14 protein-coding genes are annotated in these 15,558 nt (G+C 65.8%); 7 read left to right on the top strand and 7 right to left on the bottom strand.

The window, feature by feature from the left end:
- Window positions 1-71: 71 nt before the first annotated feature.
- On the top strand, window positions 72-704 hold the full coding sequence (locus XCSCFBP4642_RS0101860) for an HlyD family secretion protein (RefSeq protein ID WP_029218289.1): 633 nt from the start codon (window positions 72-74) through the stop codon (window positions 702-704).
- Window positions 705-706: 2 nt separating this feature from the next.
- Window positions 707-2,803: a peptidase domain-containing ABC transporter gene (locus XCSCFBP4642_RS0101855; RefSeq protein WP_029218288.1), complete on the top strand. Its 2,097-nt coding sequence runs from the start codon at window positions 707-709 to the stop codon at window positions 2,801-2,803.
- A gap of 153 nt (window positions 2,804-2,956) precedes the next feature.
- On the opposite strand, the gene XCSCFBP4642_RS30345 is transcribed toward XCSCFBP4642_RS0101855, so the two are convergent.
- The 3 genes from XCSCFBP4642_RS30345 to glyQ form a co-directional block, all read right to left on the bottom strand.
- On the bottom strand, window positions 2,957-3,082 hold the full coding sequence (locus XCSCFBP4642_RS30345) for a hypothetical protein (protein ID WP_266104141.1): 126 nt from the start codon (window positions 3,080-3,082) through the stop codon (window positions 2,957-2,959).
- Window positions 3,082-5,274, bottom strand: a complete 2,193-nt coding sequence (glyS, locus tag XCSCFBP4642_RS0101845) for a glycine--tRNA ligase subunit beta (protein WP_029218287.1) — start codon at window positions 5,272-5,274, stop codon at window positions 3,082-3,084. Before glyS ends, XCSCFBP4642_RS30345 begins: the two co-directional genes overlap by 1 nt.
- 289 nt (window positions 5,275-5,563) lie before the next feature.
- Window positions 5,564-6,472 (bottom strand): glycine--tRNA ligase subunit alpha, encoded by a 909-nt coding sequence (gene glyQ, locus XCSCFBP4642_RS0101840; RefSeq protein ID WP_029218286.1) that lies wholly within the window; start codon window positions 6,470-6,472, stop codon window positions 5,564-5,566.
- 90 nt (window positions 6,473-6,562) lie between these two features.
- Here glyQ and XCSCFBP4642_RS0101835 point away from each other — a divergent pair, with 90 nt between their 5' ends.
- The 3 genes from XCSCFBP4642_RS0101835 (at window position 6,563) to XCSCFBP4642_RS0101825 (ending at window position 10,552) form a co-directional block, all read left to right on the top strand.
- Complete coding sequence (locus tag XCSCFBP4642_RS0101835) at window positions 6,563-8,377, top strand: GspE/PulE family protein (protein WP_029218285.1); 1,815 nt, start codon at window positions 6,563-6,565, stop codon at window positions 8,375-8,377.
- Between the two features lie 463 nt (window positions 8,378-8,840).
- Complete coding sequence (locus XCSCFBP4642_RS0101830) at window positions 8,841-9,593, top strand: glutamine amidotransferase (protein WP_029218284.1); 753 nt, start codon at window positions 8,841-8,843, stop codon at window positions 9,591-9,593.
- A 59-nt stretch (window positions 9,594-9,652) separates the two neighbouring features.
- Window positions 9,653-10,552 (top strand): BPSS1780 family membrane protein, encoded by a 900-nt coding sequence (locus XCSCFBP4642_RS0101825; RefSeq protein ID WP_029218283.1) that lies wholly within the window; start codon window positions 9,653-9,655, stop codon window positions 10,550-10,552.
- Between the two features lie 166 nt (window positions 10,553-10,718).
- Here XCSCFBP4642_RS0101825 and tatC read toward each other — a convergent pair whose 3' ends face one another.
- The 4 genes from tatC to XCSCFBP4642_RS0101805 all read right to left on the bottom strand — a co-directional run bounded on the left by tatC (window position 10,719) and on the right by XCSCFBP4642_RS0101805 (window position 13,295).
- Window positions 10,719-11,456, bottom strand: a complete 738-nt coding sequence (gene tatC, locus XCSCFBP4642_RS0101820; RefSeq protein ID WP_029218282.1) for a twin-arginine translocase subunit TatC — start codon at window positions 11,454-11,456, stop codon at window positions 10,719-10,721.
- Entirely contained in the window at window positions 11,453-12,073 is a 621-nt protein-coding gene (tatB, locus tag XCSCFBP4642_RS0101815; protein ID WP_029218281.1) for a Sec-independent protein translocase protein TatB, read from the bottom strand. The genes tatC and tatB overlap by 4 nt, the downstream gene beginning before the upstream one ends.
- A gap of 15 nt (window positions 12,074-12,088) precedes the next feature.
- The gene (gene tatA, locus XCSCFBP4642_RS0101810; RefSeq protein ID WP_003484969.1) at window positions 12,089-12,316 is read right to left on the bottom strand and encodes a Sec-independent protein translocase subunit TatA; all 228 of its coding nucleotides are present in this window, start codon (window positions 12,314-12,316) and stop codon (window positions 12,089-12,091) included.
- Between the two features lie 73 nt (window positions 12,317-12,389).
- Entirely contained in the window at window positions 12,390-13,295 is a 906-nt protein-coding gene (locus XCSCFBP4642_RS0101805) for a lipid-binding SYLF domain-containing protein (protein WP_029218280.1), read from the bottom strand.
- 154 nt (window positions 13,296-13,449) lie between these two features.
- On the opposite strand from XCSCFBP4642_RS0101805, the gene hemH reads away from it, so the two are divergent.
- Together hemH and XCSCFBP4642_RS0101795 are read left to right on the top strand one after the other, a co-directional pair.
- Window positions 13,450-14,415, top strand: a complete 966-nt coding sequence (hemH, locus tag XCSCFBP4642_RS0101800) for a ferrochelatase (protein WP_029218279.1) — start codon at window positions 13,450-13,452, stop codon at window positions 14,413-14,415.
- Window positions 14,412-15,284, top strand: a complete 873-nt coding sequence (locus XCSCFBP4642_RS0101795; RefSeq protein WP_029218278.1) for an alpha/beta fold hydrolase — start codon at window positions 14,412-14,414, stop codon at window positions 15,282-15,284. The genes hemH and XCSCFBP4642_RS0101795 overlap by 4 nt, the downstream gene beginning before the upstream one ends.
- Window positions 15,285-15,558: the final 274 nt, after the last annotated feature.

Genomic DNA, 15,558 nt, shown 5'->3' with positions numbered 1-15,558 from the left:
TCTTCACCGGCGAACAAACTGATCATCTGTAGCACCCTCCGCTAGCATCGCATTACGTCAATGATGACAGGATGCTGGGGTTTTTAGAGGTTCCCTTAAACCAATCGGAGGCTGAGCTGGTTCAGCTTCCCCACATCACCGGTGAGCGTATTGTCGCGCTAAACGTACAGATTGCGGATGCGGAAAACGAGAAAGCAGAGAACGAACAACGCCGGAGTCAGGTAATTCGTGCTTCGATAGACGGCATTGTCGCAAGTGTCCTCGCACATCCTGGCATGGCGGTGGATGAAGCATCACAACTCATGGTGATCCTTCCCAGGAATTCGAAGCTCGTGGCCGAACTATGGGCGCCCAGCTCGGCGGTCGGTCTGTTACAGGTCGGCAAGCCTGTGGAGATTAGCTACGATGCATTTCCTGCCGCTAGATACGGCAGACAGCGCGGTAAGATTATCTTTATATCGACGAACGCTGTTTCAGCGTTGGAGATCGGTAGGATCCTCGGCAGCGCCCAACCCAGCTCGGGCTATCGTGTGATAGTCGCCATTGACAATGCATCGTCATCGTCCTTCCTTCGGCGGTTTGCAGCAAAACCTGGAATGACCTTAACGGCCAAGGTCGATGTGGAGACCAGAAGCCTGATTAATTGGATGCTAGGTCCGTTCGCTCTGCAATCCCTAGGCTCATATGAAAAGGGTACCCCGTGACAATGGCTGATGGCAGCCCGACTCTTTTGTGGTCGCAAAAAAAACGTGTCGACCCGATCATGCAATCGGAGGCGGCAGAGTGCGCGCTGGCGTGCCTAGCAATGCTGGCCCAGTTCCACGGTAATGACTGCGGGCTTCCTGCCCTCAGGCGTCGCTACAGTTCCACGCTGAAGGGTATGTCGCTTAACCAGGTCATCGAGGTTGCAGATGACATGGGCTTCGACTGCAGAGCGTTGCGCGCAGAGCTGGATTATCTGAGGGAAGTGCAGGCGCCCGTTATTTTGCATTGGAATATGAATCACTTCGTGGTACTGGCTGGCACCAAGGGCGGCAAGCTGGTAATCATGGACCCGGCCCAAGGGCGGCGCCTGATGCCTATGGGTGAGGCCAGCAAATACTTCACCGGGGTGCTGCTGGAATTAGAGCCCAGCACGTCTTTCAGGCGGGCAAGCAAGTCACCTACCGTGCCGCTGTCTGCATTGACCGGGCGGATCAGCGGATTGAAGAGGGTGCTGATCCAGATCTTCGCCCTCGCATTGGCGATCGAGGCGCTAGGTCTATCTATACCGCTCCAGGCCCAGTGGGCAGTCGACCAGATCTCAGAATCTAACGGCAAGGTCATACTCACCGTTGCAGCGATCTTTTCGCTGGTGATCATCATTCAGGCGGGTCTGAATTTAGCGAGGGCTTGGTTGATTAGCTGGCTGGGGGCCAATATCAGCACGCAGTGGGTCACTAATATCTTCAGCCATCTCATGCGCCTGCCACTGGACTTCTTCGAGAAGCGCCACCTGGGAGACATCATGTCCCGATTCGGATCCATTCACTGGATCCAGGCGATCTTGACGGGTAGCTTCGTCACCGCACTGCTAGATGGCCTGACAGGCAGCCTAGCTTTGGTATTGCTGGTTATCTACAGCAAGGGTATGGCGACCGTGGCGGTGGCCGTGGCCACCCTCTATGCCTTGGGTCGCTTCCTCATGTTCAGGGCGCTCTGGCGTGCAAGTGAACAGAGCATGGTGTTCGATGCACGACAGCAATCGGAGTTGATGGAGTCGGTACGGGGCATCCAGGCAATCAAGCTGGCCAATCGCCAGCTCGAACGCCGCGCCCGCTTGGCAAATGCTACGCTGGAGGCTGCAAAGCGTGGAGTTACCGCCGAGCGGATCAAGCTGGGCTTTGGAGCCGCCAGCCAGGGCATCTTCGGGCTGCAGCGAGTTTTCTTGCTTTCAGCAGGCGCCTACCTGATCTCAAGCAACGCGATGACCGCCGGCATGATGGTTGCCGCACTGTCTTATGCGGACCAGTTTTCTACCCGTGTGGGCTCCCTTATCGATAACGCGGTCGAGTTGAAGATGCTTGGACTACACCTCAATCGTCTTGCCGATATCACCACTGCTGACGAAGAGCCTGCACGCGGACGCCTGGAAGGCGCCCTCCGGTCCGCACCGGAGGTGCAGGTGAAGGGGCTGGGATATCGCTACTCCGAATGGGAACCGTGGATTTTCAGGAACTTGAGCTTCACCATAGCACCTGGCCAGTCTGTTGCTTTGGTCGGCCCAAGCGGATGTGGCAAGACCACGCTTGCCAAAATCGTCCTTGGCCTGATTGCGCCGCAGGAAGGAGAAGTGACGGTAACTGATCAGCCCGGCCCTGTGTGCCGCAGCGCAAACCCCGCTGAGGGAATGGCGGCAGTGATGCAGGATGATTGCTTATTCTCTGGGACGATCGCTGACAACTTGGCGTTCTTCGACAGCGCGGCGGAGCTGTCCGAGATCGAAGCAGCAGCGCGTGCTGCCGGCATCCACGATGACATATTGAAGATGCCAATGGGCTACGAGACCCTGGTCGGCGATATGGGCTCGACTTTGTCCGGTGGACAAAAGCAAAGGGTCCTACTGGCGAGAGCGCTATATAGGCAGCCTAAGATCCTGGTGCTCGATGAGGCGACCAGCCATCTGGATAGCGACAACGAAAAGGTTGTCAACGACGCAGTTATGGATTTGGAGATTACCAGGATCATCATCGCTCATCGCAAGGAAACCATTGCGATGGCGGACCGCGTATTCGATCTTTCCACGCAAACTTGGATCCGATGAGCGATTGATGACCGCGTGGACAATGGGCTCATCGCTTGCGCTCGGTCGAAGAACCCGACGTGCCGATCGCGACTGCATACACAGCGGCATCAATACGTACAGCCGCCGGTCCGGCAACCCGGAGCTGTAGTCAACCACCGCAAAATATTTGGGTTACGGCGTGAGTTTGGTCGCCGCGTCCAGCAGCGCCTGCAATGCAGACGCTGCCACACCCAGGTCGCGCCGTGCCAACGCGGCCTGGGCGGTCTGCCAGTGCAGTGCACCCGCCGAACTGGACATCAGCTGGACAGATGCTCGATGGCGGCGACGCTGCCCAGGCGGTCCCCAAGTTTCTTCAGCAGTGCGAGCCGATTGGCGCGCAATTGCGCGTCGTCGGCGTTGACCATCACGCCGTCGAAGAACGCATCCACCTGCGGGCGCAGGCGGGCCAGGCGCGCGAGCACGGCGACGTAGTCGTGGCGGTGCAGCGCATCGCCGGTATCGCCGATGGCCGCTTCCACCGCTTCGGCCAGCGCTTCTTCGGCCGGTTCGCGCAGCAGGCTGGTGTCGATGTCGCCGGGGATCTCGCCTTCCACCTTGCGCAGGATATTGCGGATGCGCTTGTTGGCTGCGGCCAAGGCTTCGGCTTCGGGCAGCGTGGCGAAGATGCCGATGGCATCGATGCGGCGGTCGAAGTCGTAGAGGGAGCCGTGGGTCGCGCCCAGGTGCGCTCCTACGAGCCCTGTAGGAGCGCCCTCGGGCGCGACCGAGAACAATGCGGCGACCGCATTGAAGTGCGTGGCAGGAACGCCCTTGTCTGCGTAGTAGCCGCGTAGGCGGTCGAGGATGAAGTCGAAGATTTCAGAAGCGAGCTGTGCGTATTGCGCGGAGTCGATAGCAGAAATCGTTTCTTCGTCTTTCAGCGCCGCTTTTCTCACGAGGCGATCCCACGGCAGCAACTTGACCGCAGTCACCAGCGTCGCCTTCAAATCCAGATCAAACCCACTCTCAATCACCGTCCGCGCCAACCCCAGGGCATTGCGCCGCAGCGCGAACGGGTCCTTGTTGCCGGTCGGCTTCAAGCCGGCCGCAAAGCCACCGGCCAAGGTATCCAGCCGTTCGGCAATCGCCAGCACCTTGCCCAGCGGCGACAGTGCGCTGTCGTCGCCGGCAAAACGCGGCTGGTAGGCCTCGTCGATGGCCAGCGAAATCTCGCTCGGTTCACCGGCGGCCTTGGCGTAATGACGCCCGGCAATGCCCTGCAGCTCCGGGAATTCGTTGACCATGCGCGATTGCAGGTCGTTCTTGGCCAGCTGCGCAGCGCGACGCGCCTGCGCCGGATCGGCACCGACCTGCGGTGCGATCGCCTCGGCCAGCGCCGCCACGCGCGCGACCTTGTCGGCCACGCTGCCCAGCTTGGCCTGATACGTGACGCTGGACAGGCCTTCGCCCATTGCCTGCAGCCCCTGCTTGAGGTCTTCGTCGAAGAAGAACTTGGCATCGGCAAACCGCGGACGGATCACCCGCTCGTAGCCCTTGGCGACTTCGGCCACGTCCTTGGAGACGATATTGGCGATGCCGATGAACTGCTCGGTCAACTTGCCGCCGTCGTCCAGCACCGGGAAGAATTTCTGGTTGATCTCCATGGTTTCAATCAGCGCTTCCTGCGGCACTGCCAGGAAGTCGCGCTCGAAACTGCACAGCACCGCCGACGGCCACTCGACCAGGTTGACCACCTGCTCCAGGTTGTCGTCGCTGATGCGCGCACTGCCGCCGGCCTGCCTGGCGGCGGCTTCGACCTCGTCGACGATGCGCGCACGGCGTGCGTCCGCATCCACCAGCACATGCGCCGCGCGCAACGCCTCGACGTAGTCGCCCGGTGCCGCCAGCGATACCTCGCCCTGATGCATGAAACGGTGCCCGCGGCTGAGGCGATCGCCACGCACGCCCAGCAGCTCGGCCGGAACCACGCTGCCGCCGAACAGCAGCACCAGCCATTGCACCGGCCGCGCAAAGGCGTATTCGTGCGCGCCCCAGCGCATCGGCTTGGGGATCGGCATCGCGGCGATCGCCTCGCGCAGGATGTCGGGCAGCAGGTCGGCGGTGCGCGCGCCCGGCGTCACCGCACGGTGCACGAAGCGCTCGCCCTTGGCGTCGCTGGTGCGCTCCAGTGCGGTCCAGTCGATCCCGGCCTTGGCGGCGAAACCGGTCAGCGCCTTGGTCGGCTGGCCCTCGGCATCCAGCGCGATGTTGAGATACGGGCCCAGCACTTCGGAGCGCTGCTCGGGCTGCTCGGTGGCCACGCCCGGCAACAGCACCGCCAGACGGCGCGGGGTGGACAGCGGCTTGGCATCGCCGCGGGTGACCGCGACGCCGCGTTTTTCCAGGCCGTGCAGCACGCCATCGAAAAACGCCTGCGCCAGACCCGGCAGCGCCTTGACCGGCAGCTCTTCGGTGCCCAGTTCGATCAGCAGGGGAAGTTGTTCGCTCATAAGACGTGGACCTTTACGTGTTCCCTTCTCCGGTCGGAAGAAGGTGCCCGGAAGGGGCGGATGAGGGTACGGGCGAAGCTCTGTGGAGGTTGGGTGCAGGAGGGCTGCGCCCCGTCCCCTCACCCCTCTCCCGGGGGGGAGAGGGGTCTGCTGGTCACTTCTCCCACCGGGAGAAGGTGCCCCGAAGGGGCGGATGAGGGTACGGGCGAAGCTCTATGGAGTTTGGGTACATGGGGCTGCGCCTCGTCCCCTCACCCCCAACCCCTCTCCCGGGGAAGAGGGGCGTTGGTTACTTCTTTACTCCGGGAAAGCCGAGCTTCTCGCGTTGTGCGTAATACGCCTGCGCCACGCCCTGCGCCAACGCGCGTACGCGCAGGATGTAGCGCTGGCGTTCGGTCACGCTGATCGCACGGCGTGCATCCAGCAGGTTGAAGGCATGGCTGGCCTTGGTGACCTGCTCATACGCCGGCAGCGGCAGCCCCACCTCCACCAAATGCCTGGCTTCGGCCTCGCACGCGTCGAAGCGGTGGAACAGCTCGGCCACGTTGGCGTGCTCGAAGTTGTAGGTGCTCTGCTCCACCTCGTTCTGGTGGTACACATCGCCGTACGTCACTGCGGCGCCGTCCGGGCCGTAGGTCCACACCAGGTCGTAGACGTTGTCGCAGCTCTGCAGGTACATGCACAGCCGTTCCAGCCCGTAGGTGATCTCGCCCAGCACCGGCTTGCACTCCAGCCCGCCGGCCTGCTGGAAGTAGGTGAACTGGGTCACTTCCATGCCGTTGAGCCAGACTTCCCAGCCCAGGCCCCAGGCGCCGAGCGTCGGCGATTCCCAGTTGTCTTCGACAAAGCGCAGGTCGTGCACCAGCGGGTCGATGCCCAGTGCCTGCAACGAGCCCAGGTACAGGTCCTGGATGTTGTCCGGGTTGGGCTTCATCGCCACCTGGTACTGGTAGTAGCGCTGCAGGCGGTTGGGGTTGTCGCCGTAGCGGCCGTCGGTGGGGCGGCGCGAGGGCTGCACGTAGGCCGCATTCCACGGCTCCGGCCCCAGCGCGCGCAGGAAGGTGGCCGGATGGAACGTGCCTGCGCCCACTTCCAGGTCCAACGGCTGGATCAGCACGCAGCCTTGCTCGGCCCAGTACTGGTTGAGGGTCTGGATCAGGCCCTGGAAAGTGATTGGAACGCGCCGGGAATCGGACATGCAGCAAAGGCCGTGCGGAAGGGGTGCGCTAGTATACCGGCCGACCCGCAGCGCTTTGCCGCGGAGCACCGCCGCAGGGGAACATCGAACATGGAACAGCGGCGTACGGCCGATCCAGACAGCGCAGCGGCGCTCCTGCCGCGCGGCCGGTTGATGTTCGACCCGGTGGCCGCCGCGTTGCTCGCCGATGGCATGGTGGTACCGCACGAACACGAGCGCGTGCAGTTCTCCGCGGCCGGCGCGCGCAACGTCAGCGACGTGCATCCGCTGGTGCTGCTGGCCAACCTCAAGCTGCATGCCGCGCAGGCGCCGGCCGGCGAGCTGGGCCTGGAGCGGCTCACCGAATGGCTGGCCACCCGCACGGGGCTGCGCTATCTGCGCATCGATCCCACCCGCATCGATGTGGCCGCGGTCACCGGCGTGGTCTCGCATGCGTATGCGCGCAGGCACCGCATCCTGCCGCTGGCGCTGGATGCCGAGCGCGTGCTGATCGCCACTAGCGAGCCGTTGGCGCTGGAGTGGCTTGCCGACGTGCAGCATCTGAGCCGCCGCCGCATCGAGCTGGCGCTGATCAACCCGCTGGACCTGCATCGCTACACGATGGAGTTCTTCGGCGTGACCCAATCGGTGCGCGGCGCGCGTGGCGATGCGCGCAGCACCGAATCAAACGCGGGCCTGCCCAGCTTCGAACAGCTGGTGGAACTGGGCCGCGCCGGCGACGTCAATGCCGACGACCACCACATCGTGCATATCGTCGACTGGCTGCTGCAGTACGCCTACGAACAGCGGGCCAGCGACATCCATCTGGAGCCGCGCCGCGAGGCCGGGCGCATGCGTTTCCGTATCGACGGGGTGCTGCACAAGGTACTGGAAGTGCCGCCGTCGGTGATGACCGCGGTGGTCAGCCGCATCAAGGTGCTGGGCCGCATGGACCTGGCCGAGCGCCGCCGCCCGCAGGACGGCCGCATCAAGACCCGCTCGCCGGGCGGGCGCGAGGTGGAAATGCGCCTGTCCACGATGCCCACCGCGTTCGGCGAAAAGTGCGTGATGCGTATTTTCGACCCGGATTCGGCGTTCAAGAGCATCGAGCAGCTCGGCTTCAGCCCGGAAGAGGCCGCCGGCTGGAGCGCGCTGGTCGAGCGCCCGCACGGCATCGTGCTGGTTACCGGCCCCACCGGCTCGGGCAAGACCACCACGCTGTATTCCACCCTCAAGCGCCTGGCAACGCCCGATGTGAACGTGTGCAGCGTGGAAGACCCGATCGAAATGATCGCGCCGGAATTCAACCAGATGCAGGTGCAGCAGAACATCGACCTGGATTTTGCCAGCGGCGTGCGCACGCTGCTGCGCCAGGACCCGGACATCATCATGATCGGCGAAATCCGCGACCTGGAAACCGCACAGATGGCGGTGCAGGCCTCGCTTACCGGGCATCTGGTGCTGTCCACGCTGCATACCAACGATGCGGCGTCGGCGATCACCCGTTTGCTCGACCTGGGCGTGCCGCATTACCTGGTGGCGTCCACGCTCAATGGCGTGCTGGCGCAGCGGCTGGTGCGTACGCTGTGCGTGCACTGCAAGCGCCCGCATACGCTTAGCGACGATGAGTGGGCCGCCCTCCGCGAGCCCGGCGAAGCGCTGCCGGAGCCGCTCAACGTGCATGCGCCGGTCGGCTGCCTGGAATGCCGCCGCACCGGCTATCTGGGCCGGGTGGGCCTGTACGAGCTGCTGCCGGTCACCCCGCGCCTGCGTACCCTGATCCGCCCGGACACCGAACTGGCCAGCTTCAGCCACGCCGCCCGCGGCGAAGGCCTGCGCACGCTGCGCCGCACCGGCCTGGAGAAGGTCGTCGCCGGGCTGACCACTATCGAAGAAGTGCTGTCGGTGCTGCCGCCGCGGGAATAGCCGGGCCGGCTCGGCGGGCCGCTTGCAAGCTGAGTCCCGCCGCCTCGGGCGGTGCCGCAGCCACCACAGTTGCCGGCGCCGGTTTGCCCGTGCTTGGGCCGGCACTCCCGCCGCCACGGCAATCGCCGGCTCGCTCAAGCCGCCCCAAGCACACCGACACGCAACGCAACGAGCGCAGCCACGCGACTATCGGGCCGTGCCATTTCCTGCGCCCTGTTTCGTTCAAGCAGACAGAAGCACGCCCCGCCGTGAAAACCCTGTCGCACCACCGTCCAGTCGGGCAGGCAGCTGCCGATATCCAGGGCATGCCACCGCCGTGGCCCATTGCATCGACCCCGCTTGGAGGGAATCAGGACATGTCATTCGGCAATGACCCGCAGCGCCCACAGCGGTACGCCACTTGAAAAAACCGCGCCGCTGCCGCCTACAATCGGGGGCATCTGTCGTGTCCGGGTGTTCGCGCATGTCCGTTTTGCCGTTCCTGATCATCGAAACCGGGCAACCCGTGCCGGAGATGAAGCGCTACGGCCGTTTTCCACACTGGATCCGCGTGGCCGCCGGGCTGGCCGAGCACGAAACGGTGGCCATCGACGTCGCCAACGGCGATGCGCTACCCGACCCGGCCGCCTTTGCCGGCATCATCGTCAGCGGCTCGGCCGCCTTCGTCACCGACCGCGCCGACTGGAGCGAACGCAGCGCCGAATGGCTGCGCACCGCCGCCCACCAGGGTATGCCGCTGCTGGGCATCTGCTACGGGCATCAGCTGCTGGCGCATGCGCTGGGTGGCGAGGTCGACTACAACCCGGCCGGGCGCGAGTCGGGCACCATCGCGCTGGAATTGCACCCGCCGGCCGGGCAGGACCCATTGTTCGCCGGGCTGCCGGCGCAGTTCCCGGCCCACGCCACCCATCTGCAGACGGTGGTGCGCGCCCCGGACGGCGCCGTCGTGCTGGCCCATTCGCGCCAGGACCGGTGTCACGCCTTTCGCTGGGGCCGGGCCACCTGGGGCGTGCAATTCCACCCGGAGTTCGCTACCCACCACATGCGCGGCTACGTGCAGGCGCGCGCCGAGTGCATCGCCCGCCATGGCCACTGCGCCCGCACCGTGGCCCGCGAGGTCACCGCCGCGCCGGTGGCCCGCAAGCTGCTGCGCCGGTTCGTGCACCATGCGCGCGGCCTGCAAACAGTGAACGCTCGTCCCGCCGCGCACACGTAAAAGCAGCGATAATCGCGTCACGCCGGATGGTCCGGCGCGCGTATCGATCCGGAATGGGAATGAGCGAAATTCGTAAGGTGCCGGCATCTGCCGGCGCAGAGTGGCTGTTGACCGGTTTCTCGCTGTTGAAGCGGGCGCCGCTGGCGCTTGGCTCGCTGGGGGTGATCTGGAGCGTGGCCGCCTCGCTGGTGGTGTCGCTGTCGGTGCTGGTGCCGCTGCTGGGCCCGGCCCTGCAGTTCCTGCTGGTGCTGGCCGGCCCGTTGTTCATGGGCGGGCTGCTGTGGGCGATCCGCGAAGTGGACGAAGGCCGCATCGCCAGGCCGTCGCATCTGCTGCACGGCCTGCAGGACGGCCGCGCGCCGCACCTGCTGGTGTCGCTGCTGCCGCAGCTGATCGCCGGCCTGCTGCTGGGCGTGCTGCTGCTGGTGATGATCGGCTCCAGCGGGCTGCAGCAACTGTCGGAGGTGATGATCAAGATCAACCAGATCAGCCAGTCCGGCGCGCAGCCGGACCCGGTGCAGATCGAGCAGCTCGCCGCCAGTCTGCCGGCCGGGCGCATCCTGCTATGGCTGCTGCTGACCATCGCCACCTTCGCGGCGATGACGCTGGCGCTGTTCGTGATGCCGCCGCAGGTGATGTTCGACCGCAGCACCGGCGGCCACGCGCTGCGCGAGAGCCTGCGCGCCAGCCTGCACAACCTGCCGGCGATGCTGGTCTTCTTCGTACTTGCCTTCATCGCCATCTTCGCGATCTATTTCGCGGTGATGATCGTGGCGCTGATCGTCGGCCTGGTAGCCGGCCAGACCGTGGCGATGTGGCTGGCCCAGCTGCTGCTGATGGCCGTGCTGATGCCGGTGTTCGCCGGTTCGGTCTACGCCGCGTGGAAGCAGATGTTCACCCACGCAGGCGCCGCCGCCCAGCCGATCAAGCCCGCACGGCCGGATGTGTTTGCAGCCTGAGGTCAGCTGACCCATTGCGGCCCGCTTCCCACCGATCCGTAGGAGCGCCCCCGGGCGCGATGAAGCTTTACCGATGAAGCCCGTTGTGCCCGGGTTCGCGCATGCGGCATCGGTTTCCGGGGACGAGCCTTGATCGCGCACATGACGCGCGTCGGCGCAGCGAGCGTTACGCCGCCTTCGGCCCTACCGCACGCGAGGCAATGATGCCCAGCTCATACAGCAGGCACATCGGGATGGCCAGCATCAGCTGCGAGACCACGTCGGGCGGGGTGAGCACGGCGGCCAGCACGAAGATGCCGACGATGGCGTAACCGCGGCCCTCGCTGAGCTGCTTGGGGCTGACCCAGCCCAGCAGCACCAGGATGACCAAGGCCACCGGAAGCTCGAAACTCGCGCCGAAGGCGAAGAAGATCGCCAGCACGAAATCCAGGTAGGAATTGGCGTCCGGGGTGATGGCGATCACGTCCGGCTTGAACGTGGTCAGGAAGTGGAACACCGCCGGCAACACCAGGAAATAGGCGAACGCACAGCCGATGTAGAACAGCGCCACCGCCGAGGCCAGCAGCGGGAACGCGAGCTTCTTTTCGCGCTGGTACAACCCCGGCGCCACGAAGGCCCAGGCCTGGAACAGCAGCCACGGCACGCTGATGAACACCGCCACGAAGAAGGTCAGCTTCAACGGAGCGAAGAACGCGCCGGCCGGATTCATCGCGATCATGGTCTGCCCCAGCGGCAGCTGCGAGATCAACGGCGCGGCCAGCCAGGAATAGATCGCCCGCGAGAACGGCAGCAGGATCAGCAGCACCACGCCCAGGCCAATCAGCGCGCGCACCAGGCGCGCGCGCAATTCCACCAGATGCTCGATCAGACTGCTTTCGGCCTGCGCGTCGTCGAACAGGCTCACGGCCGCTTCTCCTGGAGGGGGCTCGGTGCAGCCGGCGCCGGCGCGGTGCGCGACTCGCCCGGCACCGCGCCTACCGGCGTCCGTGCGCTGGTGGTCTGTGCGGCATGCGGTGCCGGCACCAACGTGTCGTGCGGGGCCGGTACCAGCGTCTGGTGCGGCGCAGGGGCGATCGGCTGCGCCTGCGCAATGACGGGTGCGGCAGCCGCCTGATCGGAAGCATCTGCTGCGTCGGTGGCCAACTCGCCACCCGCCCCTGCCGCCAGATCCGCATGCGCCAGCTCCAGCGGCGTGGCAGCCGGCGTGGCGCTGCTGCGGATGTCGATATCGCGGCTAACATCGTCATGCAACGCGCGGGCGCCCTGCTCGGCCTGCTGCTGCGTGTTGCGCAGCTGGTCTTCGGCTTCGCGCAGCGAGGCCTGCACGTCCTGCAGGCTGCGCTTGAGCTCTTCGGCTTCCAGCTCGCGTTCCAGCTCCTGCTTGACCGAATCCCACTGCGCGCGCGCGCGGCGCACCCACAGCCCGGCGAAGCGGGCAGCCTTGGGAAGGCGCTCGGGACCGAGCACCACCAAGGCAACGATCGCGATCAGCGTCAGTTCGCCAACACCAATGTCAAACACCGACGCTGCTCCGGATCAGCGCGCGTCGCGGTCGCGTTCGGCCTGCGCCTCACGCGCCTGCTCGGCAGTGCGGGAGTCGTCGCCGAGCTTGCCGGCCGGCTTGTCGTCGTCGTGCATGCCTTTCTTGAATTCCTTGACCGCGCTGCCGAGATCCTTGGCACCGCTGGTGAGCCGCTTGGTACCGAACACCAGCAACACGATCACCAGCACGATCAGCCAGTGCCAAATGCTGAAACCGCCCATGATCTGCTCGCTTGCTGAGAAAGAAGGAGGACGCAGGATACCCCAGCGCACCGCGCAGGGGGATGACAGTCGGTCAGCGCGTTCCGTCCAGGGACTCGGTGCGGATCTCGCCCTCGGACACCGGCTGGAAGCCTTGCTGCGCCGGTGGCGTGGCAGCGGGCTGCATCGGCACCGTGCTGGCTTCGTTGGCCGGCGGCGGCGGTGCGGGCTGCGCCGGGGCCTGCGTGGTGGTCGCTGCGCGCGGCGGAGGCGGCACACTGTCGCTGTCGTCGCCGTCGCTGTTGCGATTGGCACGTGCGGTGTAGGTGACCTCTTCCAGACGGTCGCGGAAGGCCACCACATCGGTGGAGGGGCGCTCGTTGGTGCGGCCCTCGAAGATCATGCGCGGGGTGGCTCCACCGCCGTAGGCGTTGAGGTCGGCGGCATCGTCGATCTGCAGCACCGCACCGTCCAGCGCCACGCCGGCGAACAGCCCGCGCGCGCGCGACCACGACCAGATCTCGGCCTTGAGCTGGCCGTCGGTGGCGGCGGCGGCACTGCGGCCCACCGGGCCTGCGGCCACGCCGGCATCGGCGCCCAGGGTGAACTTGCCGTTGACGATGTTGTCCAGGCTGCGGTCGTTGCGGAACACCAGTACTACGTCGGAGGACTGCACGCCGGCCTGGAAGCCGATGCTGCCGCCGGTGAGCTTGACGAACACCGGCTGCGACCAGCTGCCGTCGGCGTTCTTCATCGACATCAGGCCGTGGCCGCGGCGACCACCGATCACCAGGCCGGCCTTGAGCGTGTCGGGGATGACCACGATGGCGCGTGCCTCGTCGAGCAGCTTGTCCGGGATGGACTGCTCGGGAATCTTCATGATCTCGTTGAGCACCCGCACCGCGTTACGCGCACGCTGGTCCTCTTCCGGGCCGGCAACGGCATGGCCGGCGGCAAGGGTCAGCGACAACAACAGGGCCAGGCGCGACAAACGAGGCATGACAAGCTCCAAGGGGCGGTCCGTCTAAAGATAGCAATGGCGCGACGTTAGTGCTGGCGCAATGAATCGGTGGTGAGCGCAACCGGCGCCCAGGATGGCGCCGATCGCAGCGATTGGCGCGCTGTTGTCGGCAGGGTTGCCCGGCTCTGCCAGAATGGTCCGCATGAACATGTCCCCCGATTCCGCCCTGCTGGTCGTCAACCTTGGTACGCCGCAAGCGCCCACCGCGCCGGCCGTGCGCCGCTACCTGGCCGAGTTCCTCAGCGACCGCCGCGTGGTCGCGATCCCGCCGCTGTTCTGGAAACCGCTGCTGTACGGGGTGATCCTGCCGATCCGTGGCCCCAAGTCGGCGGAAAAGTACGCCAAGGTGTGGTTGCCGGACGGCTCGCCGCTGGCGGTGTATACCCGGCGCCTGGCCGAGGGCCTGAAGGACGTCATGCCCGACTGGCAGGTGGAATGGGCCATGCGCTACGGCGAACCGGCGCTGCGCAAGACGCTCGATGGCCTGCGCGCACGCGGTATCAAACGCATCGTGGTGCTGCCGCTGTACCCGCAGTATTCGACCACCACCACCGCCTCGATCCAGGACGTGGTGGACGCCTGGCGCCGCAGCGCGCCGGAGATCGCGGTGGAGGTGATCGGCGACTATTGCGAGGACGCCGGCTGGGTAGCGGCGATCGCCGATTCCATCCGCGCGCACTGGCAGATGCATGGGCGCAGCGAGAAGCTGATGTTCTCCTTCCACGGCCTGCCGCAACGCGTGGCCAATGCGGGCGACCCGTACCCGCAGCAGTGCGAGCGCAGCGCGCAGGCGATCGTGTCCGCGCTGGGCCTGGGCGCGGACGAGTGGCAGATGGGCTACCAATCGCGCTTCGGCTCCGAGCGCTGGCTGCAACCATACGCAGAACCCACGCTCTGGAAACTGGCCGAAGGCGGCGTGCGCAGCTTCGACCTGGTGTGCCCGGGCTTTGCCACCGACTGCCTGGAAACCCTGGAAGAAGTGGCGCTGGGCTTTGCCGAAACGCTGGCCGAGCGCGGTGCCACGCTCAGCTACATCCCCTGCCTCAACGCCACCCCGGCACATGCGCAGGCATTGGCCGCACTGGTGCGTCGCGCGTGAGGCTGGAGCCGTTTGCGTGTGAACTGGCCATCGGTCAGGTGACCGGGTTGCGCAATACCGAGCGGGGACCGCGCCGGGTACTGGCATTGCATGGCTGGCTCGACAATGCGGCCAGCTTCGTGCCGTTGAGTGCGCACCTGCAGGCGCCGGACCTGGATCTGGTGCTGCTGGACCTGCCCGGCCACGGCCACAGTGCGTGGCTGCCGGTAGGCGCCGAATACACCCTCAGCAGCGCCATTCACAATCTGCTGCAGGTGGCCGATGCGCTGGGCTGGGAGCGCTTCACCCTGCTCGGCCATTCGCTGGGCGGCGGGGTGGCCAGCCTGATGGCCGCCGCCGCGCCGGAACGCATCGAGGCGCTGGTGGTCATCGAGGCGCTGGGCGCCCTGGCCGAGCCGGTGGAAAGCACCGCCGAACGGCTGCGCGATTCGGTGCGCTCGACCCGCAGCCTGTCGCAGCGGCCGTTGCGGGTGTTTGGTTCGATGGAAGCGCCAATCCGCGCACGCGTGATGGCCAATCAGCTCACCGAGCCGTCGGCACGGCTGCTGGTGGAGCGCGGCCTGCGCGTGGTCGAAGGCGGCTACAGCTGGTGCACCGATCCACGCCTGACCCTGCCCATTGCCATCCGCATGACCGAAGCGCAGATCGACGCCGTGCTGTCGTCCATCGTGTGCCCGACGCAGGCGATCTTCGCCACGCCGGCACAGCCGTATTTTTCCGATGCGCTGCGCGATCACCGGGTGGCGATGGTGCCGGACGCGCGCCTGGAGCTGTTGCCGGGCACGCACCATGTGCATATGGAAACACCGCAGCCGGTGGCGGCGGTGATCAATGCGTTTCTGGCGTCATTGCCGTTGCCACGTGCATGAGGCCAGGGCATGGCGTGTGTGCGCTGGCACCGACGCCGGTGATGCGGCGGTCGGCTGACGCGGCACCATTCCTCTGCGCGCCCGACGTCTGCAGGTGCGCGCTAGGCGGCGACGGGACACTTGCATGGCAGCAAGTCGGCAGGAAAATCGCGTGATGCGTCCGCCCGTGCAGTTGATGGCGGCGATCGCAGCCTTCGACCTGTGGAGTTCGCCCTGGGCCTTCCTCGACACAGTGCGTGCGGCACCACCACTGGATGCGGACGATCGCCGGCTG

Origin of the sequence: Xanthomonas cassavae CFBP 4642 (genome assembly GCF_000454545.1) — a bacterium.
In the GTDB taxonomy this organism is placed as follows: domain Bacteria; phylum Pseudomonadota; class Gammaproteobacteria; order Xanthomonadales; family Xanthomonadaceae; genus Xanthomonas; species Xanthomonas cassavae.
The sequence above is the reverse complement of the archived record's forward strand: the minus strand, read 5'-3'. Positions and strand labels throughout refer to the sequence as shown.